We start from the raw sequence: 22,694 nt of genomic DNA, 5'->3' as shown, positions 1-22,694 counted from the left end.
CAAATTCATTACCTGACTTACATCAATAGAAAATAACAATTTATAAGGCAACAAAAAACCGGGCCTAGGCCCGGTTCTTTGCAGCAGACAGAACGTCTTACTCGGCAGCTTCTACAGCACCACCGACCGGACGATCAACCAGCTCGACGTACGCCATAGGCGCGTTGTCGCCAGCGCGGAAACCGCACTTCAGGATGCGCAGGTAGCCGCCCTGACGGGTGGCGTAACGCTTGCCCAGGTCGTTGAACAGTTTGCCAACGGCGGACTTCGAACGGGTACGGTCGAAGGCCAGACGACGGTTGGCAACGCTGTCTTCCTTGGCCAGGGTGATCAGCGGCTCGGCAACGCGGCGCAGTTCCTTGGCTTTCGGCAGGGTGGTTTTGATCAGCTCGTGCTCGATCAGCGACACTGCCATGTTCTGGAACATAGCCTTGCGGTGAGAGCTGGTACGGCTCAGGTGACGTCCACTTTTACGATGACGCATGATTCATTCCTTACCAAACACTACGTTCGGTGATTACGACGATCAGGCAGTCGCCTTGTCGTCTTTCTTAAGACTTGCAGGCGGCCAGTTGTCGAGGCGCATGCCGAGGGAAAGACCACGGGAGGCCAGGACGTCCTTGATTTCAGTCAGGGACTTCTTGCCCAGGTTAGGAGTCTTCAACAGCTCTACTTCGGTACGCTGAATCAGGTCGCCGATGTAGTAGATGTTCTCCGCCTTGAGGCAGTTGGCCGAACGTACGGTCAGTTCCAGGTCGTCAACCGGGCGCAGCAGGATCGGATCGATCTCGTCTTCCTGCTCAACCACAACTGGCTCGCTGTCACCTTTGAGGTCGACGAACGCGGCCAGCTGCTGTTGCAGGATGGTCGCGGCACGACGGATAGCCTCTTCAGGATCCAGGGTACCGTTGGTTTCCAGATCGATGACCAGCTTGTCCAGGTTGGTACGCTGTTCAACACGGGCGTTCTCGACCACGTAGGCGATACGACGCACCGGGCTGAACGAAGCGTCCAGCTGGAGACGGCCAATGCTGCGGCTTTCGTCTTCGTCGGTCTGACGGGAGTCGGCCGGCTCGTAACCGCGACCACGAGCTACGGTGAGCTTCATGTTCAGGGCGCCGTTGGACGCCAGGTTCGCGATTACGTGATCGGGGTTGACGATCTCGACATCGTGATCCAGCTGAATATCGGCAGCGGTAACCACCCCCGAACCCTTTTTCGACAAGGTCAGCGTAACTTCGTCACGACCGTGCAGTTTGATAGCCAGGCCTTTCAGGTTCAACAGGATTTCAATGACGTCTTCCTGAACACCTTCGATCGCGGAGTACTCGTGGAGTACGCCGTCGATCTCGGCCTCGACTACTGCACAGCCAGGCATGGAGGACAACAGGATGCGGCGCAGCGCGTTGCCCAGGGTATGGCCGAAGCCACGCTCGAGAGGCTCGAGCGTGATCTTGGCGCGGGTTGGACTGACAACCTGCACGTCGATGTGACGGGGTGTCAGAAACTCATTTACCGAAATCTGCATGGATGCACCTATTTTCTAGCCCTTACTTGGAGTAGAGCTCGACAATCAGGTTTTCGTTGATGTCGGCGGACAGGTCGCTGCGAGCAGGAACGTTCTTGAAAACGCCCGACTTTTTAGCAGCATCCACGTCTACCCACTCAACGCGGCCACGCTGGGCGCACAGTTCAAGGGCTTGAACAATGCGCAGCTGGTTCAGCGACTTCTCGCGAACCGAGACCACGTCACCCGGACGAACTTGGTAGGATGGAATGTTCACAGTCTTACCGTTGACGCTGATCGCTTTGTGCGAAACCAGCTGACGCGACTCGGAACGAGTCGAGCCGAAGCCCATACGGTAGACGACGTTATCCAGACGGCACTCGAGCAGTTGCAGCAGGTTCTCACCGGTTGCGCCTTTTTTCGAGGCTGCAGCCTGGTAGTAACCGCGGAACTGACGCTCCAGAACACCGTAGATACGACGGACTTTTTGTTTCTCGCGCAGCTGGGTACCGTAGTCGGACTGACGGCCACGGCGCTGGCCGTGGATACCTGGGGCTGCTTCGATGTTGCACTTCGATTCCAGAGCGCGAACGCCGCTCTTCAGGAACAGGTCAGTGCCTTCACGGCGAGACAGTTTGCATTTTGGACCAATGTAACGTGCCATTTATCTGTCTCCTGATTACACGCGACGCTTCTTCGGCGGACGGCACCCGTTATGCGGGATTGGCGTCACGTCGGTGATGCTGGCGATCTTGTAGCCGCAGCTGTTCAGTGCACGAACGGCGGATTCACGACCTGGACCTGGACCCTTGACGTTGACGTCGAGGTTCTTCAGACCATATTCCAGCGCAGCTTGACCAGCACGCTCAGCAGCGATCTGGGCTGCGAACGGGGTGGATTTGCGCGAACCACGGAAACCCGAACCACCGGAAGTAGCCCAGGACAGTGCGTTGCCCTGACGGTCGGTGATGGTCACGATGGTGTTGTTGAAAGACGCATGGATGTGGGCGATGCCATCAACCACTGTCTTTTTGACTTTTTTACGAGGACGAGCAGCAGGTTTTGCCATGTCTATATTCCTGGGCGATTACTTGCGGATCGGCTTACGCGGGCCCTTACGGGTGCGTGCGTTGGTCTTGGTGCGCTGACCGCGAACCGGCAGACCTTTACGATGACGCAGGCCGCGGTAGCAACCCAGGTCCATCAAGCGCTTGATCTTCATGTTGATGTCACGACGCAGGTCACCTTCGGTGGTGAACTTCGCAACTTCGCCACGCAGGGTTTCGATTTGCTCGTCGCTCAGATCCTTGATCTTTGCGGCTGGATTCACACCAGCGTCCGCACAGATTTTCTGCGCGGTAGTGCGACCGACACCATAGATGTAGGTCAGCGAGATAACAGTATGCTTGTTATCTGGAATGTTGACGCCTGCAATACGGGCCATTCAGTGGGACTCCAATTGACAGCTACCTACGCCCCGGAAGCCAAGAAATAGGGCGCGAGATAATATCGCTGTAGAAACGAATAATCAACCCAGCAGCACACTAGCTGCTGGGTTTGAAGCGCGGATCACACTCAGCCTTGGCGCTGCTTGTGACGCGGTTCCGCGCTGCAGATCACGCGCACGACGCCTTCGCGTCGAATGATCTTGCAGTTGCGGCACAGCTTTTTCACCGATGCACGAACTTTCATTACCGACTCCTCGAACCTTAGGGGGCTAAATCAGCGCAGCAGACCGCTGCCGCCGTAGCCTTTCAGGTTGGCTTTCTTCATCAGGGATTCGTACTGGTGCGAAACGAGGTGCGATTGTACTTGGGACATGAAGTCCATCACAACCACTACCACAATCAGCAACGAGGTCCCGCCAAGGTAGAACGGCACGTTTGCTGCCACCACCAGGAACTGGGGCAGAAGGCAGACGGCCATCATGTAAAGAGCACCGAACATGGTCAGACGGGTCAGGACGCCATCAATGTAGCGCGCCGACTGCTCACCAGGACGGATGCCCGGAATAAAGGCACCGGACTTCTTCAGGTTTTCCGCTACGTCTTTCGGGTTGAACATCAACGCTGTGTAGAAGAAGCAGAAGAAAATGATCCCTGCACTAAACAGCAAAATGTTCAACGGCTGACCAGGAGCGATCGACTGCGAGATGTCCTGCAGCCAGCCCATACCTTCGGACTGACCGAACCAGGCACCCAGCGAAGCCGGGAACAGCAAGATGCTGCTCGCGAAAATGGCCGGAATTACGCCCGCCATGTTCACCTTCAGCGGCAGGTGGCTGGTCTGCGCAGCGAAGACCTTGCGGCCCTGCTGACGCTTGGCGTAGTGAACGGCGATACGACGCTGACCACGCTCAATGAACACCACGAAACCGATAATCGCTACTGCCAGCAAACCGATTGCGACCAGGGCGAAGATGTTGATATCGCCTGTGCGTGCAGACTCGAAAGACTGCCCGATTGCTCTCGGAAGACCGGCAACGATACCCGCGAAGATCAACATCGAGATACCGTTGCCCACACCGCGCTCGGTAATCTGCTCGCCGAGCCACATCATGAACATCGCGCCCGCCACGAAGGTGGAGACAGCGACGACATGGAAGCCCAGGCCCGCAGAAAACGCCACGCCCTGGTTGGCCAGGCCAATGGACATGCCAATGGCTTGAACCAGCGCCAGGATAACGGTGCCGTAGCGGGTGTACTGGCTGATCTTGCGACGGCCAGCTTCACCTTCCTTCTTCAACTGCTCCAGTTGCGGGCTGACAGCGGTCATGAGCTGCATGATGATCGATGCCGAGATGTACGGCATGATCCCCAGTGCAAAGATGCTCATGCGCTCCAGCGCGCCGCCGGAAAACATGTTGAACAAGCTAAGAATGGTCCCCTCATTCTGCCGGAACAGATCCGCGAGACGGTCCGGGTTAATGCCTGGCACTGGGATGTGCGCGCCAATCCGATAGACGATGATCGCCATGAACAGAAAACGCAGACGAGCCCAGAGTTCCGACATCCCGCCCTTACCGAGCGAAGAGAGAGCACCTTGCTTAGCCATTTATTCCTCGAACTTGCCGCCAGCTGCTTCGATAGCCGCACGTGCACCTTTGGTGACGGCGATACCCTTGAGGGTGACTGCGCGAGTGACTTCGCCCGACAGCATGATTTTCACGCGCTGTACGTGCTGGCCGATCACGTTGGCGTCCTTGAGGGACTGAACGGTGATCAGATCGCCTTCCACCTTGGCCAGCTCGGACAGACGCACTTCTGCGCGGTCCATGGCTTTCAGGGAAACGAAGCCGAACTTCGGCAGGCGACGGTGCAGCGGCTGTTGACCGCCTTCGAAGCCTGGAGCGATGGAGCCACCGGAACGGGAGGTCTGACCCTTGTGGCCACGGCCACCGGTCTTACCCAGACCGCTACCGATACCACGGCCCGGACGGTGCTTCTCGCGACGGGAACCCGGCGCTGGACTCAGATCATTGAGTTTCATCGATTAACCCTCGACCTTCAGCATGTAGTAGGCCTTGTTGATCATCCCGCGGTTTTCGGGAGTATCCTGGACTTCTACAGTGTGACCGATGCGACGCAGACCCAGACCCTTGACGCACAGCTTGTGGTTAGGGATACGGCCCGAGACGCTCTTGATCAGCGTTACTTTTACGGTTGCCATGATCAGAAGATCTCCTCGACAGTCTTGCCGCGCTTGGCAGCAATGGACTCAGGGGATTGCATGGCTTTCAGACCCTTGAAGGTGGCGTGAACCACGTTCACCGGGTTGGTCGAACCGTAGCACTTGGCCAGGACGTTCTGAACGCCAGCAACTTCCAGGACGGCACGCATTGCGCCACCGGCGATGATACCGGTACCTTCCGAGGCAGGCTGCATGTAGACCTTCGAGGCGCCGTGGGCGGCCTTGGTGGCGTACTGCAGGGTGGTGCCCTTCAGGTCAACCTGAATCATGTTGCGACGAGCAGCTTCCATGGCTTTCTGGATCGCGGCAGGTACTTCGCGCGATTTGCCACGGCCAAAGCCAACACGACCCTTGCCATCACCTACCACGGTCAGCGCGGTGAAGGTGAAGATACGGCCGCCTTTAACGGTTTTGGCTACGCGGTTAACTTGAACCAGCTTCTCGATGTAGCCTTCGTCGCGCTTTTGATCGTTATTTGCCATAACTTAGAACTCCAGCCCGCCTTCACGAGCAGCATCAGCCAGCGCCTTGACGCGGCCGTGGTACTTGAAGCCGGAACGGTCAAAGGCAACTTGAGATACACCGGCGGCTTTCGCACGCTCAGCTACCAGCTTGCCAACCTTAGTGGCCGCGTCGATGTTGCCGGTGGCGCCATCACGCAGTTCTTTGTCCAAGGTCGAGGCGCTTGCCAGAACCTTGCTGCCGTCGGCCGAGATGACCTGGGCATAGATGTGCTGCGAGGAGCGGAACACGCACAGACGCACGGCTTCGAGCTCGTGCATTTTCAGGCGTGCTTTGCGAGCGCGACGCAGTCGAATAACTTTTTTGTCGGTCATTTGCTAGGCCCTACTTCTTCTTGGCTTCTTTACGACGGACTACTTCATCCGCGTAACGCACACCCTTGCCCTTGTAAGGCTCTGGCGGACGGAAACCGCGGACTTCAGCGGCCACCTGACCCACCAGCTGCTTGTCGATACCCTTGATCAGGATGTCGGTCTGGCTTGGGGTTTCAGCGGTGATACCGGCTGGCAGTTCGTAATCCACTGGGTGCGAGAAGCCCAGAGCCAGGTTCAGGACGGTGCCTTTAGCCTGAGCCTTGTAACCAACACCGACCAGCTGGAGCTTGCGCTCGAAGCCTTGGCTTACGCCTTGGACCATGTTGTTCACCAGGGCGCGGGTAGTACCGGCCATGGCGCGAGCTTGCTGGTCACCGTTGCGAGCAACGAAACGCAGCTCACCAGCTTCTTCGGTAACTTCAACAGACGAGTGAACGTTCAGTTCGAGAGTGCCCTTGGCACCCTTCACCGAAAGCTGCTGGCCGGCGAATTTGACTTCGACGCCTGCTGGCAGCTTAACGGGGTTCTTAGCGACGCGAGACATGCCTATCTCCCCTTAGAACACTGTGCACAGAACTTCGCCGCCGACACCGGCAGCGCGCGCAGCGCGGTCAGTCATCACACCTTTGTTGGTGGAGACGATAGACACGCCCAGGCCGCCACGTACTTTCGGCAGCTCGGTAACGGCCTTGTACTGGCGCAGGCCAGGACGGCTGGTACGCTTCAGCTCTTCGATGACCGGACGGCCTTCGAAGTACTTCAGCTCGATCGACAGGGAAGGCTTGGCTTCGCCGGTCACTTCGTAGCTGGCGATGTAGCCTTCGTCTTTCAGTACTTTGGCAACCGCGACCTTCAGGGTGGAAGAAGGCATGCTTACGACAGACTTTTCAGCCATCTGGGCATTACGGATGCGAGTTAGCATGTCCGCTAACGGGTCCTGCATACTCATGGGCTAGATGCTCCTGATACAAGAATTATTAGCCTTGCGGCTATCACAACCACCCGAGCAGGCAGGGCAAAAAACCCAGGCTCAGGTGAGCCGGTCATTCTAGACACAAGGCAGAAACGAAACAAGCCCCATATAGGGGCTTGTTTCGTTGCGAGGTCACCGACGGTCGGAAGATTGCTCCCCTCGCGCCGGCGTCACGCCAACCGGGATTACCAGCTGGCCTTGACCAGACCTGGCACGTCACCGCGCATGGCGGCTTCGCGCAGCTTGTTACGGCCCAGGCCGAACTTACGGTATACACCGTGCGGACGACCGGTCAGGCGGCAACGGTTACGCAGGCGCGAGGCGCTGGCGTCACGTGGTTGCTTCTGCAGAGCGACAACGGCAGCGAAACGCTCTTCTGGAGAGGCGTTCAGGTTGACGATGGTCGCTTTCAGCTCAGCGCGCTTTTTAGCGAACTTGGCTACCGTGAGCTGACGCTTCAGCTCGCGGTTTTTCATGCTCTTCTTGGCCATTTTCCTACTCCAATCAGTTGCGGAACGGGAACTTGAAAGCACGCAGCAGAGCGCGGCCTTCGTCGTCCGAACGAGCAGTGGTGGTCAGGGTGATGTCCAAACCGCGCAGAGCATCGATCTTGTCGTAGTCGATTTCCGGGAAGATGATCTGCTCTTTCACGCCCATGCTGTAGTTGCCACGGCCATCGAAGGACTTGGCATTCAGGCCGCGGAAGTCGCGAACCCGAGGCAGGGAGATCGCCAGCAGGCGGTCCAGGAATTCGTACATCTTGTCGCTACGCAGGGTCACCTTGACGCCGATCGGCCAGCCCTCACGGACTTTGAAGCCCGCGATGGATTTACGAGCGAAAGTCACGACCGGCTTTTGACCGGTGATCTTTTCCAGGTCGGCAACAGCGTGCTCGATGACTTTCTTGTCGCCGATCGCTTCGCCCAGACCCATGTTCAGGGTGATTTTGGTAACGCGCGGAACTTCCATCACGTTCGACAGCTTAAGTTCTTCCTTAAGCTTAGGAGCGATTTCGTTCCGGTAAATCTCTTTCAGTCGTGCCATGGTCTTCTACCTAGCAGTGTTCAAGCATCAACCGCTTTTTGGGTCGACTTGAAGACACGAATTTTCTTACCGTCTTCTACTTTGAAACCAACGCGGTCAGCCTTGTTGGTTTCGCCGTTGAAGATGGCAACGTTGGAAGCGTGCAGAGGCGCTTCTTTCTCGACGATACCGCCCTGGACGCCCGCCATCGGGTTAGGCTTGGTATGACGCTTGACCAGGTTCACACCACCGATGACCAGGCGGTCATCAGCCAGAACCTTCAGCACCTTACCGCGCTTACCTTTGTCTTTGCCGGCGATCACGATGATCTCGTCGTCACGACGAATCTTTTGCATGTCGGATCTCCTTAGAGCACTTCTGGGGCGAGCGAGACGATCTTCATGAACTTCTCGGTACGAAGTTCACGGGTCACTGGCCCGAAGATGCGAGTGCCGATCGGCTCTTGCTTGGTGTTCAGCAGAACAGCAGCGTTGCCGTCGAAACGAATGATGGAACCGTCAGCGCGACGTACACCGTGACGGGTACGGACGACAACAGCGGTCATCACCTGGCCTTTTTTGACCTTGCCGCGCGGAATTGCTTCCTTGACGGTTACTTTGATGATGTCACCGATGCCGGCGTAACGACGGTGGGAACCGCCGAGCACCTTGATGCACATGACGCGACGAGCGCCGCTGTTATCGGCCACATCGAGCATGGATTGAGTCTGAATCATAAAATTTCTCCGACCCCTAGCCCTTAGACTTCAACAGCGCGTTCGAGGACTTCAACCAGTGCCCAGGACTTGGTCTTGGCCAGCGGACGGGTTTCACGGATGGAAACCTTGTCGCCGATCTTGCACTGGTTGGCTTCGTCGTGCGCGTGCAGCTTAGTCGAACGCTTAACGTATTTACCGTAGATCGGGTGCTTTACGCGACGCTCGATCAGAACGGTGATGGTCTTGTCCATTTTGTCGCTGACGACACGGCCAGTCAGCGTACGGACGGTTTTTTCAGCTTCAGCCATGATCACTTACCTGCCTGCTGGTTGAGCACAGTTTTCACGCGAGCGATGTCACGCTTAACTTGCGAGAGCAGGTGCGACTGCCCCAACTGGCCAGTTGCTTTCTGCATGCGCAGATTGAACTGGTCGCGCAGCAAGCCGAGCAGTTGCTCATTCAGTTGCTGTGCGGATTTTTCACGAAGTTCATTCGCTTTCATCACATCACCGTCCGCTTAACAAAGGAGGTGGCGAGAGGCAGCTTTGCAGCGGCCAGGGCGAAAGCTTCGCGCGCCAGCTCTTCAGAAACACCCTCGATTTCGTACAGGACTTTGCCTGGCTGAATCTGGGCAACCCAGTATTCCACGGAACCTTTACCTTTACCCATACGAACCTCGAGAGGCTTCTTGGTAACCGGCTTGTCCGGGAAGACACGGATCCAGATCTTGCCGCCACGTTTTACGTGACGGGTCAGGGCACGACGTGCCGACTCGATCTGGCGGGCGGTGAGGCGACCGCGAGCAACAGCTTTCAGAGCGAACTCGCCGAAGCTGACCTTGCTACCGCGCAGTGCCAGACCACGGTTGTGGCCGGTCATCTGCTTGCGGAATTTTGTACGCTTTGGTTGCAACATTTGGCGTACCCCTTACTTAGCAGCTTTTTTACGAGGCGCTGGTGCTTGAGGCTTCAGCTCTTCCTGGCGACCACCAATTACTTCGCCTTTGAAGATCCAAACCTTCACACCGATCACACCGTAGGTGGTGTGAGCTTCGTAGGTGTTGTAGTCGATATCGGCACGCAGGGTGTGCAGAGGCACACGACCTTCGCGATACCACTCGGTACGTGCGATCTCGGCACCGCCGAGACGACCGCTCACCTGGATCTTGATGCCCTTGGCACCAATACGCATGGCGTTCTGCACGGCGCGCTTCATGGCGCGACGGAACATAACGCGGCGCTCCAGCTGCTGGGCAACGCTCTGAGCAACCAGCATGGCGTCGAGTTCCGGCTTGCGGATCTCTTCGATGTTGATGTGCACAGGCACACCCATCTGCTTGGTCAGGTCCTGACGCAGTTTCTCAACATCTTCACCTTTCTTGCCGATAACGATACCGGGACGAGCGGTGTGGATGGTGATGCGTGCAGTTTGAGCCGGACGATGAATATCGATACGGCTTACGGACGCGCTTTTTAGTTTGTCTTGGAGGTACTCACGCGTTTTCAGATCCTTCAACAGGTAATCTGCGTAAGTAGCGCCGTCTGCATACCAGACGGAGGTGTGCTCCTTGACGATTCCCAGGCGAATGCCAGTGGGATGTACTTTCTGACCCATCTGATCGACTCCGTTACTTGTCCGCAACCTTGACAGTGATATGGCAAGACCGCTTGACGATGCGATCAGCACGGCCTTTGGCACGTGGCATGATGCGCTTCAGCGAACGCCCTTCGTTGACGAAGACGGTGGAGACCTTCAGGTCATCAACGTCTGCGCCTTCGTTGTGTTCGGCGTTGGCAACGGCCGACTCGAGGACTTTCTTCATGATTTCAGCGGCTTTTTTGCTGCTGAAGGCCAACAGGTTGAGCGCTTCGCCCACCTTCTTCCCGCGGATCTGGTCGGCGACCAAGCGGGCTTTCTGGGCGGAGATGCGAGCGCCCGACAACTTAGCGGCTACTTCCATTTCCTTACCCCTTAACGCTTGGCTTTCTTGTCAGCCACGTGCCCGCGGTAGGTGCGGGTACCGGCGAACTCGCCCAGTTTGTGGCCGACCATGTCTTCGTTCACGAGAACTGGGACATGTTGACGACCGTTGTGTACGGCGATGGTCAGACCGACCATTTGTGGCAGGATCATCGAACGACGCGACCAGGTTTTAACTGGCTTGCGATCATTCTTCTCCACCGCCACTTCGACCTTCTTCAGCAGGTGAAGATCGATAAAAGGACCTTTTTTCAGAGAACGTGGCACTGTCGTATCCCTCTAGTTACTTGCGACGACGGACGATCATGTTGTCGGTACGCTTATTACCACGGGTTTTAGCACCCTTGGTTGGGAAGCCCCATGGCGATACCGGATGACGACCACCGGAGGTACGACCTTCACCACCACCATGCGGGTGGTCAACCGGGTTCATGGCAACACCACGAACGGTTGGGCGAACGCCGCGCCAGCGTTTGGCACCAGCTTTACCCAGCGAACGCAGGCTGTGCTCGGAGTTCGAGACTTCGCCCAGGGTCGCACGGCACTCAGCCAGTACTTTACGCATTTCGCCAGAGCGAAGACGCAGAGTCACGTAGACGCCTTCACGCGCGATCAGCTGAGCGGAAGCACCAGCGGAACGAGCGATCTGAGCACCTTTACCCGGCTTCAGTTCGATGCCGTGAATGGTGCTACCTACTGGGATGTTGCGCAGTTGCAGGGAGTTACCGGCCTTGATTGGGGCCAGGGCACCTGCGATCAGCTGGTCGCCAGCACTCACGCCTTTAGGGGCGATGATGTAGCGACGCTCGCCGTCTGCGTAGCACAGCAGGGCGATGTGAGCAGTACGGTTCGGATCGTATTCGATACGCTCGACAGTGGCTGGAATGCCATCTTTATCGTTGCGACGGAAGTCGACCAGACGGTAATGCTGCTTATGACCACCACCAACGTGACGAGTGGTGATGCGGCCATTGTTGTTACGACCACCAGACTTCGATTTTTTCTCGAGCAGCGGTGCGTGAGGAGCGCCTTTGTGCAGCTCCTTGTTGACCACCTTGACCACAAAACGGCGGCCAGGGGAAGTCGGTTTGCATTTAACGATTGCCATGATGCACCCCTTCCTTACTCAGCACTGCTGCTGAAATCGAGATCTTGGCCTGGCTGAAGGGAGACGATCGCCTTCTTCCAGTCATTACGCTTGCCCAGACCACGTGCGGTACGCTTGGTTTTACCCAGAACGTTGACAGTCGACACGTTTTCAACTTTTACGTTGAACAGGCCTTCGACAGCTTTCTTGATTTCCAGCTTGGTCGCATCGGTAGCAACCTTGAATACGAACTGGCCTTTTTTCTCAGCCAGAACGGTAGCCTTCTCGGAAACGTGCGGGCCAAGGAGGACTTTGAATACGCGTTCCTGGTTCATCCCAGCAGCTCCTCGAATTTCTTCACGGCCGAGACAGTGATCAACACTTTCTCGTATGCGATCAGACTGACCGGGTCGGAACCTTGAACGTCACGTACGTCGACGTGCGGCAGGTTGCGAGCAGCCAGGTACAGGTTCTGATCAACAGCGTCGGAAACGATCAGAACGTCGCTCAGACCCATGCCGTTCAGCTTGTTCAGCAGATCCTTGGTTTTCGGTGCTTCGACAGCGAAGTCCTGAACCACGACCAGACGGTCGCTACGCACCAGCTCAGCGAGGATGGAGCGCAGGGCTGCGCGGTACATCTTCTTGTTGAGCTTCTGCGAGTGATCTTGAGGACGAGCTGCGAAGGTTACACCACCGCCACGCCAGATCGGACCACGGGTAGTACCGGCACGAGCACGGCCAGTACCTTTCTGACGCCATGGGCGCTTACCGCCACCGGCCACGTCAGAACGGGTCTTCTGCTGCTTGGTGCCCTGACGACCGCCAGCCATGTAGGCTACGACTGCCTGGTGAACCAGCGTCTCGTTGAATTCGCCACCGAAAGTCAGTTCGGAAACTTCGATCGCCTGAGCGTCATTTACATTAAGTTGCATGTCAGTTTCCCCTTACCCGCGAGCCTTGACAGCCGGACGCACGACCACGTCGCCGCCAGTAGCGCCTGGAACGGCACCCTTGATCAGCAGCAGGTTGCGTTCAGCGTCTACGCGTACTACTTCCAGGGACTGAACAGTCACGCGCTCGGCGCCCATGTGACCGGACATTTTCTTGCCCTTGAATACACGACCAGGAGTCTGGCACTGGCCGATGGAGCCAGGGACACGGTGCGATACGGAGTTACCGTGGGTGTTATCTTGACCACGGAAGTTCCAACGCTTGATGGTACCGGCGAAGCCTTTACCTTTGGACTGACCGGTTACGTCTACCAGCTGGCCTGCAGTGAAGAGTTCAGCTTTGATCAGATCGCCAGCCTGGAAATCGCCTTCTTCAAGACGGAACTCCCAGACACCGCGACCAGCGGCAACGTTGGCCTTGGCAAAGTGGCCTGCCTGAGCGGCGGTCACGCGCGAAGCACGACGCTCGCCGACAGTGACTTGCACTGCACGGTAGCCATCAGTTTCTTCGGTTTTGAACTGGGTGACGCGATTCGGCTCGATCTCAATGACCGTGACCGGAATGGAGACACCTTCTTCGGTGAAAATACGGGTCATACCCGCTTTTCGACCGACTACACCAATAGTCATGTTGTAAACCTCATGAGTGTACGGGGCTTTCACCCGCTATGGCCGCCCATTTCAGAGCGTTACACGACCAGACCGAAGTCTTAGCCGAGGCTGATCTGCACTTCCACGCCGGCCGCCAGATCAAGCTTCATCAGCGCGTCAACGGTTTTATCCGTTGGCTGGACGATGTCCAGAACACGCTTATGAGTGCGAATCTCGTACTGATCACGCGCGTCTTTGTTGACGTGCGGGGAGACCAGAACGGTGAAACGCTCTTTGCGGGTAGGCAGTGGAATTGGACCACGCACTTGTGCACCAGTACGTTTCGCGGTTTCCACGATTTCCTGGGTGGATTGGTCGATCAGGCGATGGTCGAAAGCCTTCAACCTGATACGGATTTGCTGATTTTGCATTGGATTTCAGACTCCAGGCTGTTCCCAACGGACGCACTACGCCCGCTAAAAGGAGGCGTGATTCTATAGACGCCCCAATTTAGTGTCAACCCAATAAAAAAAACCCCCGCTGAGCGGGGGTTTTTTCAATCGGTCGAGTGATTACTCGATGATTTTGGCTACGACGCCGGCGCCGACGGTACGACCGCCTTCACGGATGGCGAAGCGCAGACCGTCTTCCATCGCGATGGTCTTGATCAGGGTGACAGTCATCTGGATGTTGTCACCTGGCATTACCATCTCAACGCCTTCCGGCAGTTCGCAGTTACCGGTCACGTCAGTGGTACGGAAGTAGAACTGAGGACGGTAGCCTTTGAAGAACGGAGTGTGACGGCCGCCTTCTTCCTTCGACAGGACGTAGACTTCTGCGGTGAACTTGGTGTGCGGCTTGACCGAACCTGGCTTGACCAGAACCTGGCCACGCTCAACGTCGTCACGCTTGGTACCACGCAGCAGAACGCCGCAGTTCTCGCCAGCACGACCTTCGTCCAGCAGCTTGCGGAACATCTCAACACCGGTGCAGGTGGTGGTGGTGGTGTCACGCAGACCAACGATTTCCAGCGGATCCTGAACGCGGACGATACCACGCTCGATACGACCGGTAACAACGGTACCACGACCCGAGATCGAGAATACGTCTTCGATCGGCATCAGGAACGGCTGGTCGATGGCACGAACTGGCTCAGGAATGTAGCTGTCCAGAGTCTCTACCAGCTTCTTGACAGCGGTAGTGCCCATTTCGTTGTCGTCTTTGCCTTCCAGGGCCATACGAGCGGAACCGATGATGATCGGAGTGTCGTCGCCTGGGAAGTCGTAGGTGGACAGCAGGTCGCGAACTTCCATCTCGACCAGTTCCAGCAGCTCGGCGTCGTCTACCAGGTCAGCCTTGTTCAGGAAGACCACGATGTACGGAACGCCAACCTGACGGGACAGCAGGATGTGCTCACGGGTTTGTGGCATCGGACCATCGGCGGCCGAGCAAACCAGGATCGCGCCGTCCATCTGGGCAGCACCGGTGATCATGTTCTTCACGTAGTCAGCGTGACCTGGGCAGTCAACGTGAGCGTAGTGACGAATGGTCGAGTTGTACTCAACGTGAGCGGTGTTGATGGTGATACCGCGTGCTTTTTCTTCCGGAGCCGAGTCGATCTTGTCGAACTCAACGATTGCCGAACCGAAAACTTCGGAGCAAACGCGAGTCAGAGCTGCGGTCAGAGTGGTCTTACCGTGGTCAACGTGGCCGATGGTGCCAACGTTAACGTGCGGAAGGGAACGATCAAATTTTTCTTTAGCCACGACAGTGAACCTCTTGCCTAAAGGGGATTAGCCTTGTTTTTTAACGAGTGCTTCGACGATGTTCGACGGAGCTTCGGCGTATTTGGAGAATTCCATGGAGTAGCTTGCGCGACCCTGAGACATGGAACGAACGTCGGTCGCATAACCGAACATCTCTCCGAGCGGAACTTCAGCACGGACGACGCGGCCGGAGACCGACTCATCCATACCCTGGACCAGACCACGACGACGGTTCAGGTCACCCATCACGTCACCCAGGTAGTCTTCCGGGGTTACAACTTCGACCTTCATGATCGGCTCGAGGACCACGCCACCGCCCTTCTGGGCCAGTTGCTTGGTTGCCATCGAAGCAGCGATCTTGAACGCCATTTCGTTGGAGTCGACGTCGTGGTACGAACCGTCGAATACCGCGGCCTTCAGGCCGATCAGAGGATAACCGGCAACAACGCCGTTTTTCATCTGTTCTTCGATACCCTTCTGGATCGGGGCAATGAATTCCTTAGGAATCACACCACCAACGACTTCGTTGGAGAACACCAGACCTTCGGTGATGTTGCCCTTGTCGTCCTGATCTGGCTCCGAGAAACGGATCCAGCAGTGACCGAACTGACCACGACCACCCGACTGACGGACGAACTTGCCTTCGATCTCGACGTTGGACTTGGTGATCTTCTCGCGGTACGAAACCTGAGGCTTGCCGATGTTGGCTTCGACGTTGAACTCGCGCTTCATGCGGTCAACGAGGATGTCCAGGTGCAGCTCACCCATGCCCGAGATGATGGTCTGGCCAGTCTCTTCGTCGGTCTTGACGCGGAACGACGGGTCTTCCTGGGCCAGCTTGCCCAGAGCGATACCCATCTTCTCCTGGTCAGCCTTGGTTTTCGGCTCGACGGAGAGCGAAATAACCGGCTCAGGGAAGTCCATACGCTCAAGGATGATTGGCTTGTCGATGTCGCACAGGGTTTCGCCGGTGGTCACATCTTTCATGCCGATCAGCGCCGCGATGTCGCCAGCGAGCACTTCCTTGATCTCTTCACGCTGGTTGGCGTGCATCTGCACCATACGACCAACGCGCTCTTTCTTGCCCTTGACCGAGTTGATCACGGAGTCACCGGACTTCAGAACACCCGAGTAGACGCGAACGAAGGTCAGAGTACCTACGAACGGGTCGGTCGCGATCTTGAAGGCCAGAGCCGAGAACGGCTCGTTGTCGTCTGCGTGACGCTCGTCTTTACGAACAGCCGGATCTTCTTTATCCAGGTCCTTGTCGTCCGGGTTGATACCCTGGATTGCAGGGATCTCGGTCGGAGCAGGCAGGAACTCGATAACGGCGTCGAGAACCAGGGGAACGCCCTTGTTCTTGAACGACGAACCGCAGACAGCCGGAACGATCTCGCTGGCCAGGGTGCGCGCGCGCAGGCCTGCCTTGATCTCTTCGACGGTCAGCTCACCTTCTTCAAGGTACTTGTTCATCAGCTCTTCGTTGGCTTCAGCAGCAGCCTCCACCATGTTCGCGCGCCACTCTTCGGCCAGCTCGAGCATGTCCGCAGGAATTTCTTCCTCGCGGTAGGTGGTGCCTTTGTCGTCGTCGTTCCAGTAGATAGCCTTCATCTTGATCAGGTCGACCTGACCCTGGAAGTTATCTTCCGAACCGATGGCCAGCTGAATCGGGACCGGGGTGTGACCCAGGCGATTCTTGATCTGACCAACAACACGCAGGAAGTTGGCACCGGCACGGTCCATCTTGTTCACGTAGACAACACGTGGAACGCCGTACTTGTTGGCCTGACGCCATACGGTTTCGGACTGCGGCTCAACGCCGGAGGTACCGCAGAACACAACGACCGCGCCGTCGAGTACACGCAGCGAACGCTCTACTTCAATGGTGAAGTCAACGTGGCCGGGGGTATCGATGACGTTTACGCGGTAGTTGTCGTACTGACCAACGGAACCTTTCCAGAAGGTGGTAACGGCAGCGGAGGTAATGGTGATACCGCGCTCCTGCTCCTGCACCATCCAGTCGGTGGTCGCGGCGCCGTCATGCACCTCGCCCATCTTGTGGCTCAGACCTGTGTAGAACAGGATCCGCTCGGTAGTGGTGGTCTTGCCCGCGTCAACGTGGGCACAGATACCAATGTTACGGTAGCGGTTAATTGCTGTAGTACGAGCCATAAAGCCCTCGCAAAATGATTGATGCTTGAATTAGAAGCGGTAGTGCGAGAACGCTTTGTTGGCTTCAGCCATACGGTGAACGTCTTCACGCTTCTTGACTGCAGCACCTTTGCCTTCAGCAGCATCCAGCAGCTCGCCAGCCAGGCGCAGAGCCATCGACTTCTCGCCGCGCTTGCGGGCGTAGTCTACGAGCCAGCGCATTGCCAGAGCGTTACGACGGGATGGACGAACTTCAACCGGGACCTGGTAAGTGGCACCGCCGACACGGCGGGACTTTACTTCGACCAGCGGAGCGATGGCGTCGAGAGCTTTCTCGAAGATTTCCAGGGGGTCGCTGTTCTTGCGTGCTTTGACGGTATCCAGGGCACCGTAAACGATGCGCTCGGCTACGGCCTTCTTGCCGCTTTCCATCACGTGGTTCATGAACTTGGCGAGGATCTGGGATCCGTACTTCGGATCGTCAAGGATCTCACGTTTTGCTGCTACACGACGTCTTGGCATGATAAGCCCTCAAACGGTCTTCAGGTTAGCCCGGGACGTGGGTCTTCGACCCCTGCCCGACCTTACTCTTATCGACTCAAAAAAATGGATGTCTGCAAACGGCCGATTACTTCGGACGCTTGGTACCGTACTTCGAACGACCCTGGTTACGGCCTTTGACGCCCGAAGTATCCAGAGAGCCGCGAACGGTGTGGTAACGAACACCTGGCAAGTCTTTTACACGGCCGCCACGGATCAGGACGACGCTGTGCTCTTGCAGGTTGTGGCCTTCACCGCCGATGTACGAGGAAACCTCGAAACCGTTGGTCAGACGCACACGGCATACTTTACGCAGTGCCGAGTTAGGTTTTTTCGGCGTGGTGGTGTACACACGGGTGCACACGCCACGACGCTGCGGGCAGTTCTGCAGCGCAGGAACGTCGGACTTCTCGACCGAACGCTTGCGCGGCTGACGTACCAGCTGGTTGATAGTTGCCATCTACTAGCTCCACTGATTGTCTTGCGACTCTATTGTCTTGCAAGAAAGCCAAAAATTGGCGAGACGGAGCCTCACCAAATTTAAGGGTACAAAAGTCTACGGAGGATCTTGCACCCAGTCAAGACGAGGCCCCGGCCCTCCTCGCCCGATCATCGGCAACAATTCATGTCACCGATGATCGCTCGAGGCCAGCCGGGGCCCTGCCCTGTACTTAGTTACCGCTGGAATTCAGCGCTTCGGTCAGTGCGGCTTCCACCTCACTGGCACTTACGCGCAGCGGTTTGTCGGCATCACGGCGACGCTTGCGCTCGCTGTGGTAGGCCAGACCAGTACCGGCCGGGATCAGACGACCCACGACCACGTTCTCTTTCAGGCCGCGCAGGTAATCGCGCTTGCCGGTTACCGCCGCTTCGGTCAGTACGCGGGTGGTTTCCTGGAAGGAAGCCGCCGAGATGAACGATTCGGTGGACAGCGAGGCCTTGGTGATACCCAGCAGCACGCGGGTGAACTTCGAGATGAACTTGTCCTCGCCGGCGAGACGCTCGTTCTCGACCAGTACGTGAGTCAGTTCCATCTGGTCGCCCTTGATGAAGCTGGAATCGCCCGACTCGGAGATCTCGACCTTGCGCAGCATCTGACGCAGGATGGTCTCGATGTGCTTGTCGTTGATCTTCACGCCTTGCAGACGGTAAACGTCCTGGATCTCGTTGACGATGTACTTCGCCAGCGCGCTCACACCCAGCAGACGCAGGATGTCGTGCGGATCGCTCGGACCGTCGGAGATGACTTCGCCGCGGTTGACCTGTTCGCCTTCGAAGACGTTCAGGTGGCGCCACTTCGGAATCAGCTCTTCGTACGGATCACTACCGTCGGTCGGAGTGATGACCAGACGACGCTTGCCCTTGGTCTCTTTACCGAACGCGATGGTGCCGCTGACTTCAGCCAGGATCGAAGCTTCCTTCGGACGGCGCGCTTCGAACAGGTCGGCAACGCGCGGCAGACCACCGGTGATGTCACGGGTCTTCGACGTTTCTTGCGGGATACGCGCGATAACGTCACCGACACCGATCTGGGCACCGTCAGCCACACCGACGAGGGCGTTGGCCGGCAGGAAGTACTGGGCAGGTACGTCGGTACCTGGCAGGTACAGGTCCTTGCCATTGGCGTCGACCATCTTGATTGCCGGACGGATTTCCTTGCCTGCGGCAGGGCGATCCTTGACGTCCAGGACCTCGATGTTGGTCAGGCCGGTCAGTTCGTCGGTCTGGCGCTTGATGGTGATGTTTTCTTCCATGCCCACGAAGGTCACGGTACCTTTCAGCTCGGTAACGATCGGGTGGGTGTGCGGGTCCCACTTGGCGACAATGGCGCCAGCTTCGACCTTCTCACCTTCCTTGACCGAAATCACCGCACCGTAAGGCAGCTTGTAGCGCTCGCGCTCACGGCCGAATTCGTCGGCAATGGCCAACTCACCCGAACGCGATACGGCAACCAGGTTGCCATCGGCACGCACGACCTGCTTGAGGTTGTGCAGACGCACCATGCCGCCATTCTTCACCTGGACGCTGTCGGCAGCCGAGGTACGGCTTGCAGCACCACCGATGTGGAACGTACGCATGGTCAGCTGGGTACCCGGCTCACCGATCGACTGCGCAGCGATAACGCCGACAGCTTCACCGATGTTCACCTGGTGACCGCGAGCCAGGTCACGACCGTAGCACTTGGCGCAGATGCCGTAGCGGGTTTCGCAGTTGATCGGCGAACGCACGATCACTTCGTCGATGCTGTTCAGCTCGATGAACTCGACCCACTGCTCATCCACCAGGGTACCGGCAGGAACGATGACGTCCTCGGTGCCCGGCTTGAACACGTCACGGGCGATGACACGACCCAGTACGCGCTCACCCAGCGGCTCGACAACGTCGCCGCCTTCGATGTGCGGAGTCATCAGCAGGCCCTGGTCGGTGCCGCAGTCGATCTCGGTAACTACCAGATCCTGGGCAACGTCTACCAGACGGCGAGTCAGGTAACCGGAGTTAGCGGTCTTCAGTGCGGTATCCGCCAGACCCTTACGAGCACCGTGGGTCGAGATGAAGTACTGGAGTACGCTCAGACCTTCACGGAAGTTCGCAGTGATCGGCGTCTCGATGATCGAGCCGTCCGGCTTGGCCATCAGGCCACGCATACCGGCCAGCTGACGGATCTGCGCAGCCGAACCACGCGCACCGGAGTCGGCCATCATGTACATCGAGTTGAAGGACTCTTGCTCGACTTCCTTGCCCTCGCGGTCGATGACCTTCTCTTTCGAGAGGTTGGCCATCATCGCCTTGGACACTTCGTCGTTCGCCTTGGACCACAAGTCGATGACCTTGTTGTACTTCTCGCCCTGGGTGACCAGGCCGGAGGCGTACTGGCTCTCGATTTCCTTCACTTCGTCGGTGGCGGTACCGATGATGCGGGCTTTTTCATCCGGGATAACGAAGTCGTTAACACCGATCGAAACGCCGGAAATGGTCGAGTAGGCAAAACCGGTGTACATCAGCTGGTCGGCGAAGATCACGGTCTCTTTCAGACCAACCACGCGGTAGCACTGGTTGATCAGCTTGGAGATCGCCTTCTTCTTCATCGACTGGTTGACCACGTCGAACGGCAGGCCGGCAGGCACAACCTGGAACAGCAGCGCACGGCCGACAGTGGTGTCGACGATACGGGTGTTCTTGGTGATGCTGCCATCACGATCTTTCACGGTCTCGTTGATACGGACCTTGATTTTCGCGTGCAGGGCGGCTTCGCCGGCGCGGAATACGCGGTCGACTTCCTGCAGGTCGGCGAACACGCGACCTTCGCCCTTGGCGTTGATGGCTTCGCGGGTCATGTAGTACAGACCCAGTACAACGTCCTGCGACGGAACGATGATTGGCTCACCGTTGGCTGGCGACAGGATGTTGTTGGTCGACATCATCAGCGCGCGCGCTTCGAGCTGGGCTTCCAGGGTCAGCGGCACGTGAACGGCCATCTGGTCACCGTCGAAGTCGGCGTTGTACGCGGCGCAGACCAGCGGGTGCAGCTGAATCGCCTTACCTTCGATGAGCACAGGCTCGAACGCCTGGATACCCAGACGGTGAAGGGTCGGTGCACGGTTGAGCAGTACGGGGTGTTCGCGAATCACTTCGGCGAGAACGTCCCACACCTCTGGCAGCTCGCGCTCGACCATTTTCTTGGCGGCCTTGATGGTGGTCGCCAGACCACGCATTTCCAGCTTGCCGAAAATGAACGGCTTGAACAGCTCGAGGGCCATTTTCTTCGGCAGACCGCACTGGTGCAGACGCAGGGTCGGACCTACGGTAATTACCGAACGGCCGGAGTAGTCCACGCGCTTGCCGAGCAAGTTCTGACGGAAGCGACCTTGCTTACCTTTGATCATGTCGGCCAGGGACTTCAGCGGACGCTTGTTCGAGCCAGTGATGGCGCGACCGCGACGGCCGTTGTCGAGCAGGGCGTCGACCGCTTCCTGCAGCATGCGCTTTTCGTTGCGCACGATGATGTCCGGCGCCGACAGATCGAGCAGGCGCTTCAGACGGTTGTTACGGTTGATCACCCGACGATACAGGTCGTTCAGGTCGGAGGTCGCGAAGCGGCCGCCATCCAGCGGCACCAGCGGACGCAGGTCCGGCGGCAGTACTGGCAGGACGGTCAGGACCATCCACTCAGGCAGGTTGCCCGAGCCCTGGAAAGCTTCCATCAGCTTCAGGCGCTTGGACAGCTTCTTGATCTTGGTTTCCGAGTTGGTCTGCGGAATCTCTTCGCGCAGGCGGCCGATCTCGTGCTCCAGGTCGATAGCGTGCAGCAGCTCGCGGACAGCCTCGGCACCCATACGGGCGTCGAAGTCGTCACCGAACTCTTCCAGCGCTTCGAAGTACTGCTCGTCGTTGAGCAGCTGACCCTTCTCGAGGGTGGTCATGCCCGGGTCGATTACGACGTAGCTCTCGAAGTAGAGCACGCGCTCGATGTCACGCAGGGTCATGTCCATCAGCAGGCCGATACGGGACGGCAGCGACTTCAGGAACCAGATGTGGGCAACTGGCGAAGCCAGTTCGATGTGCGCCATGCGCTCACGACGAACCTTGGCCAGGGCGACTTCGACGCCGCACTTCTCGCAGATCACACCACGGTGTTTCAGGCGCTTGTACTTACCGCACAGGCACTCGTAGTCCTTGACTGGGCCAAAGATCTTGGCGCAGAACAGGCCGTCACGCTCAGGCTTGAACGTACGGTAGTTGATGGTTTCCGGCTTCTTAACTTCACCGAACGACCACGAACGGATCATCTCAGGCGACGCCAGACCGATGCGGATGGCGTCGAACTCTTCGACTTGACCCTGGTTTTTCAGCAAATTCAGTAGGTCTTTCAAGGCCTTTCC

At 57.6% G+C, this 22,694-nt stretch carries 32 protein-coding genes and 1 pseudogene; all 33 read right to left on the bottom strand.

What is annotated here, in order from left to right; translation table 11 throughout:
• Window positions 1-97: 97 nt before the first annotated feature.
• The 33 genes and pseudogenes from rplQ to rpoC all read right to left on the bottom strand — a co-directional run bounded on the left by rplQ (window position 98) and on the right by rpoC (window position 22,685).
• Window positions 98-484, bottom strand: a complete 387-nt coding sequence (gene rplQ, locus POF53_RS06095) for a 50S ribosomal protein L17 (RefSeq protein WP_003255451.1) — start codon at window positions 482-484, stop codon at window positions 98-100.
• Window positions 485-526: 42 nt separating this feature from the next.
• Entirely contained in the window at window positions 527-1,522 is a 996-nt protein-coding gene (locus tag POF53_RS06090; RefSeq protein ID WP_498966917.1) for a DNA-directed RNA polymerase subunit alpha, read from the bottom strand.
• A gap of 28 nt (window positions 1,523-1,550) precedes the next feature.
• Entirely contained in the window at window positions 1,551-2,171 is a 621-nt protein-coding gene (gene rpsD, locus POF53_RS06085; protein ID WP_023629185.1) for a 30S ribosomal protein S4, read from the bottom strand.
• Window positions 2,172-2,186: 15 nt separating this feature from the next.
• Entirely contained in the window at window positions 2,187-2,576 is a 390-nt protein-coding gene (rpsK, locus tag POF53_RS06080) for a 30S ribosomal protein S11 (RefSeq protein WP_003255454.1), read from the bottom strand.
• Between the two features lie 18 nt (window positions 2,577-2,594).
• Window positions 2,595-2,951, bottom strand: a complete 357-nt coding sequence (gene rpsM, locus POF53_RS06075; RefSeq protein ID WP_003255457.1) for a 30S ribosomal protein S13 — start codon at window positions 2,949-2,951, stop codon at window positions 2,595-2,597.
• Between the two features lie 131 nt (window positions 2,952-3,082).
• The gene (gene rpmJ / locus POF53_RS06070; protein ID WP_002555468.1) at window positions 3,083-3,199 is read right to left on the bottom strand and encodes a 50S ribosomal protein L36; all 117 of its coding nucleotides are present in this window, start codon (window positions 3,197-3,199) and stop codon (window positions 3,083-3,085) included.
• Between the two features lie 30 nt (window positions 3,200-3,229).
• Window positions 3,230-4,561, bottom strand: a complete 1,332-nt coding sequence (secY, locus tag POF53_RS06065) for a preprotein translocase subunit SecY (protein WP_003255459.1) — start codon at window positions 4,559-4,561, stop codon at window positions 3,230-3,232.
• Complete coding sequence (rplO, locus tag POF53_RS06060; RefSeq protein ID WP_011531896.1) at window positions 4,562-4,996, bottom strand: 50S ribosomal protein L15; 435 nt, start codon at window positions 4,994-4,996, stop codon at window positions 4,562-4,564.
• Window positions 4,997-4,999: 3 nt separating this feature from the next.
• Window positions 5,000-5,176, bottom strand: coding sequence for a 50S ribosomal protein L30 (rpmD, locus tag POF53_RS06055; protein ID WP_011531895.1), 177 nt, complete (start codon window positions 5,174-5,176; stop codon window positions 5,000-5,002).
• Window positions 5,177-5,178: 2 nt separating this feature from the next.
• Entirely contained in the window at window positions 5,179-5,679 is a 501-nt protein-coding gene (gene rpsE, locus POF53_RS06050; RefSeq protein WP_011531894.1) for a 30S ribosomal protein S5, read from the bottom strand.
• Window positions 5,680-5,682: 3 nt separating this feature from the next.
• Complete coding sequence (gene rplR, locus POF53_RS06045) at window positions 5,683-6,033, bottom strand: 50S ribosomal protein L18 (RefSeq protein ID WP_023629183.1); 351 nt, start codon at window positions 6,031-6,033, stop codon at window positions 5,683-5,685.
• A 10-nt stretch (window positions 6,034-6,043) separates the two neighbouring features.
• Window positions 6,044-6,577 carry a 50S ribosomal protein L6 gene (rplF, locus tag POF53_RS06040; protein ID WP_110739044.1) on the bottom strand — a complete coding sequence of 178 codons (534 nt, stop codon included), beginning with the start codon at window positions 6,575-6,577 and terminating at the stop codon, window positions 6,044-6,046.
• A 12-nt stretch (window positions 6,578-6,589) separates the two neighbouring features.
• Entirely contained in the window at window positions 6,590-6,982 is a 393-nt protein-coding gene (gene rpsH, locus POF53_RS06035; protein WP_028690236.1) for a 30S ribosomal protein S8, read from the bottom strand.
• 209 nt (window positions 6,983-7,191) lie between these two features.
• Entirely contained in the window at window positions 7,192-7,497 is a 306-nt protein-coding gene (rpsN, locus tag POF53_RS06030) for a 30S ribosomal protein S14 (RefSeq protein ID WP_011531890.1), read from the bottom strand.
• 13 nt (window positions 7,498-7,510) lie between these two features.
• A complete protein-coding gene (gene rplE / locus POF53_RS06025; protein WP_003255474.1) occupies window positions 7,511-8,050 on the bottom strand; it encodes a 50S ribosomal protein L5 in 540 nt (179 codons plus the stop codon).
• A gap of 20 nt (window positions 8,051-8,070) precedes the next feature.
• Window positions 8,071-8,385 carry a 50S ribosomal protein L24 gene (gene rplX / locus POF53_RS06020; protein WP_003255476.1) on the bottom strand — a complete coding sequence of 105 codons (315 nt, stop codon included), beginning with the start codon at window positions 8,383-8,385 and terminating at the stop codon, window positions 8,071-8,073.
• Window positions 8,386-8,396: 11 nt separating this feature from the next.
• Window positions 8,397-8,765 (bottom strand): 50S ribosomal protein L14, encoded by a 369-nt coding sequence (gene rplN / locus POF53_RS06015; RefSeq protein ID WP_008089810.1) that lies wholly within the window; start codon window positions 8,763-8,765, stop codon window positions 8,397-8,399.
• 23 nt (window positions 8,766-8,788) lie between these two features.
• On the bottom strand, window positions 8,789-9,055 hold the full coding sequence (gene rpsQ, locus POF53_RS06010) for a 30S ribosomal protein S17 (protein WP_003255478.1): 267 nt from the start codon (window positions 9,053-9,055) through the stop codon (window positions 8,789-8,791).
• Window positions 9,056-9,057: 2 nt separating this feature from the next.
• Window positions 9,058-9,249 (bottom strand): 50S ribosomal protein L29, encoded by a 192-nt coding sequence (rpmC, locus tag POF53_RS06005; protein ID WP_002555481.1) that lies wholly within the window; start codon window positions 9,247-9,249, stop codon window positions 9,058-9,060.
• Window positions 9,249-9,662, bottom strand: coding sequence for a 50S ribosomal protein L16 (gene rplP / locus POF53_RS06000; protein WP_009397508.1), 414 nt, complete (start codon window positions 9,660-9,662; stop codon window positions 9,249-9,251). Before rplP ends, rpmC begins: the two co-directional genes overlap by 1 nt.
• A 24-nt stretch (window positions 9,663-9,686) precedes the next feature.
• A pseudogene (rpsC, locus tag POF53_RS05995) lies at window positions 9,687-10,361 on the bottom strand (30S ribosomal protein S3); the annotation flags it as partial.
• A gap of 13 nt (window positions 10,362-10,374) precedes the next feature.
• Complete coding sequence (rplV, locus tag POF53_RS05990; RefSeq protein ID WP_003103908.1) at window positions 10,375-10,707, bottom strand: 50S ribosomal protein L22; 333 nt, start codon at window positions 10,705-10,707, stop codon at window positions 10,375-10,377.
• A gap of 11 nt (window positions 10,708-10,718) precedes the next feature.
• Window positions 10,719-10,994, bottom strand: a complete 276-nt coding sequence (rpsS, locus tag POF53_RS05985) for a 30S ribosomal protein S19 (RefSeq protein WP_003255482.1) — start codon at window positions 10,992-10,994, stop codon at window positions 10,719-10,721.
• Between the two features lie 16 nt (window positions 10,995-11,010).
• Window positions 11,011-11,835 (bottom strand): 50S ribosomal protein L2, encoded by an 825-nt coding sequence (gene rplB / locus POF53_RS05980; protein ID WP_027915105.1) that lies wholly within the window; start codon window positions 11,833-11,835, stop codon window positions 11,011-11,013.
• Between the two features lie 14 nt (window positions 11,836-11,849).
• On the bottom strand, window positions 11,850-12,149 hold the full coding sequence (gene rplW, locus POF53_RS05975; RefSeq protein ID WP_003255484.1) for a 50S ribosomal protein L23: 300 nt from the start codon (window positions 12,147-12,149) through the stop codon (window positions 11,850-11,852).
• Window positions 12,146-12,748 (bottom strand): 50S ribosomal protein L4, encoded by a 603-nt coding sequence (gene rplD / locus POF53_RS05970; protein ID WP_003255485.1) that lies wholly within the window; start codon window positions 12,746-12,748, stop codon window positions 12,146-12,148. The genes rplW and rplD overlap by 4 nt, the downstream gene beginning before the upstream one ends.
• Window positions 12,749-12,760: 12 nt before the next feature.
• Window positions 12,761-13,396 (bottom strand): 50S ribosomal protein L3, encoded by a 636-nt coding sequence (gene rplC / locus POF53_RS05965; RefSeq protein ID WP_011531887.1) that lies wholly within the window; start codon window positions 13,394-13,396, stop codon window positions 12,761-12,763.
• Window positions 13,397-13,476: 80 nt separating this feature from the next.
• Window positions 13,477-13,788 (bottom strand): 30S ribosomal protein S10, encoded by a 312-nt coding sequence (gene rpsJ, locus POF53_RS05960; protein WP_003186070.1) that lies wholly within the window; start codon window positions 13,786-13,788, stop codon window positions 13,477-13,479.
• 141 nt (window positions 13,789-13,929) lie between these two features.
• Window positions 13,930-15,123 (bottom strand): elongation factor Tu, encoded by a 1,194-nt coding sequence (tuf, locus tag POF53_RS05955; RefSeq protein ID WP_003255489.1) that lies wholly within the window; start codon window positions 15,121-15,123, stop codon window positions 13,930-13,932.
• Between the two features lie 27 nt (window positions 15,124-15,150).
• Entirely contained in the window at window positions 15,151-17,295 is a 2,145-nt protein-coding gene (fusA, locus tag POF53_RS05950) for an elongation factor G (protein WP_232857405.1), read from the bottom strand.
• 30 nt (window positions 17,296-17,325) lie between these two features.
• Window positions 17,326-17,796 (bottom strand): 30S ribosomal protein S7, encoded by a 471-nt coding sequence (gene rpsG / locus POF53_RS05945; RefSeq protein ID WP_003246741.1) that lies wholly within the window; start codon window positions 17,794-17,796, stop codon window positions 17,326-17,328.
• A gap of 106 nt (window positions 17,797-17,902) precedes the next feature.
• On the bottom strand, window positions 17,903-18,274 hold the full coding sequence (gene rpsL, locus POF53_RS05940) for a 30S ribosomal protein S12 (protein ID WP_003255492.1): 372 nt from the start codon (window positions 18,272-18,274) through the stop codon (window positions 17,903-17,905).
• 211 nt (window positions 18,275-18,485) lie between these two features.
• Entirely contained in the window at window positions 18,486-22,685 is a 4,200-nt protein-coding gene (rpoC, locus tag POF53_RS05935; RefSeq protein ID WP_203649994.1) for a DNA-directed RNA polymerase subunit beta', read from the bottom strand.
• Between the last annotated feature and the right edge of the window lie 9 nt (window positions 22,686-22,694).

The organism is Mitsuaria sp. RG (assembly GCF_028369275.1).
Taxonomy (GTDB): Bacteria; Pseudomonadota; Gammaproteobacteria; order Pseudomonadales; family Pseudomonadaceae; genus Aquipseudomonas; species Aquipseudomonas peradeniyensis.
Note: the sequence above shows the minus strand (reverse complement) of the source record. Positions and strands in the feature narration are given on the sequence as shown.

Excerpts from the sequence above, each read along its gene's own strand:
- rpsN (WP_011531890.1), bottom strand. The coding sequence starts at position 7,497 with ATGGCCAAGAAGAGCATGAAAAACCGCGAGCTGAAGCGTCAGCTCACG.
- rpmC (WP_002555481.1), bottom strand. The coding sequence starts at position 9,249 with ATGAAAGCGAATGAACTTCGTGAAAAATCCGCACAGCAACTGAATGAG.
- rpsK (WP_003255454.1), bottom strand. The coding sequence starts at position 2,576 with ATGGCAAAACCTGCTGCTCGTCCTCGTAAAAAAGTCAAAAAGACAGTG.
- rplO (WP_011531896.1), bottom strand. The coding sequence starts at position 4,996 with ATGAAACTCAATGATCTGAGTCCAGCGCCGGGTTCCCGTCGCGAGAAG.
- rplQ (WP_003255451.1), bottom strand. The coding sequence starts at position 484 with ATGCGTCATCGTAAAAGTGGACGTCACCTGAGCCGTACCAGCTCTCAC.
- rpsQ (WP_003255478.1), bottom strand. The coding sequence starts at position 9,055 with ATGGCTGAAGCTGAAAAAACCGTCCGTACGCTGACTGGCCGTGTCGTC.
- rplX (WP_003255476.1), bottom strand. The coding sequence starts at position 8,385 with ATGCAAAAGATTCGTCGTGACGACGAGATCATCGTGATCGCCGGCAAA.
- rplD (WP_003255485.1), bottom strand. The coding sequence starts at position 12,748 with ATGCAACTTAATGTAAATGACGCTCAGGCGATCGAAGTTTCCGAACTG.
- rplP (WP_009397508.1), bottom strand. The coding sequence starts at position 9,662 with ATGTTGCAACCAAAGCGTACAAAATTCCGCAAGCAGATGACCGGCCAC.
- rpsD (WP_023629185.1), bottom strand. The coding sequence starts at position 2,171 with ATGGCACGTTACATTGGTCCAAAATGCAAACTGTCTCGCCGTGAAGGC.
- rpsM (WP_003255457.1), bottom strand. The coding sequence starts at position 2,951 with ATGGCCCGTATTGCAGGCGTCAACATTCCAGATAACAAGCATACTGTT.
- rpsE (WP_011531894.1), bottom strand. The coding sequence starts at position 5,679 with ATGGCAAATAACGATCAAAAGCGCGACGAAGGCTACATCGAGAAGCTG.
- rplW (WP_003255484.1), bottom strand. The coding sequence starts at position 12,149 with ATGAACCAGGAACGCGTATTCAAAGTCCTCCTTGGCCCGCACGTTTCC.
- rplE (WP_003255474.1), bottom strand. The coding sequence starts at position 8,050 with ATGGCACGACTGAAAGAGATTTACCGGAACGAAATCGCTCCTAAGCTT.
- rplN (WP_008089810.1), bottom strand. The coding sequence starts at position 8,765 with ATGATTCAGACTCAATCCATGCTCGATGTGGCCGATAACAGCGGCGCT.
- rpsG (WP_003246741.1), bottom strand. The coding sequence starts at position 17,796 with ATGCCAAGACGTCGTGTAGCAGCAAAACGTGAGATCCTTGACGATCCG.
- rpmD (WP_011531895.1), bottom strand. The coding sequence starts at position 5,176 with ATGGCAACCGTAAAAGTAACGCTGATCAAGAGCGTCTCGGGCCGTATC.
- fusA (WP_232857405.1), bottom strand. The coding sequence starts at position 17,295 with ATGGCTCGTACTACAGCAATTAACCGCTACCGTAACATTGGTATCTGT.
- rpsL (WP_003255492.1), bottom strand. The coding sequence starts at position 18,274 with ATGGCAACTATCAACCAGCTGGTACGTCAGCCGCGCAAGCGTTCGGTC.
- rpsJ (WP_003186070.1), bottom strand. The coding sequence starts at position 13,788 with ATGCAAAATCAGCAAATCCGTATCAGGTTGAAGGCTTTCGACCATCGC.
- rpsH (WP_028690236.1), bottom strand. The coding sequence starts at position 6,982 with ATGAGTATGCAGGACCCGTTAGCGGACATGCTAACTCGCATCCGTAAT.
- rplB (WP_027915105.1), bottom strand. The coding sequence starts at position 11,835 with ATGGCAATCGTTAAATGCAAACCGACTTCCCCTGGCCGCCGTTTTGTG.
- rpmJ (WP_002555468.1), bottom strand. The coding sequence starts at position 3,199 with ATGAAAGTTCGTGCATCGGTGAAAAAGCTGTGCCGCAACTGCAAGATC.
- rplV (WP_003103908.1), bottom strand. The coding sequence starts at position 10,707 with ATGGAAGTAGCCGCTAAGTTGTCGGGCGCTCGCATCTCCGCCCAGAAA.
- rplF (WP_110739044.1), bottom strand. The coding sequence starts at position 6,577 with ATGTCTCGCGTCGCTAAGAACCCCGTTAAGCTGCCAGCAGGCGTCGAA.
- rplC (WP_011531887.1), bottom strand. The coding sequence starts at position 13,396 with ATGACTATTGGTGTAGTCGGTCGAAAAGCGGGTATGACCCGTATTTTC.
- rplR (WP_023629183.1), bottom strand. The coding sequence starts at position 6,033 with ATGACCGACAAAAAAGTTATTCGACTGCGTCGCGCTCGCAAAGCACGC.
- secY (WP_003255459.1), bottom strand. The coding sequence starts at position 4,561 with ATGGCTAAGCAAGGTGCTCTCTCTTCGCTCGGTAAGGGCGGGATGTCG.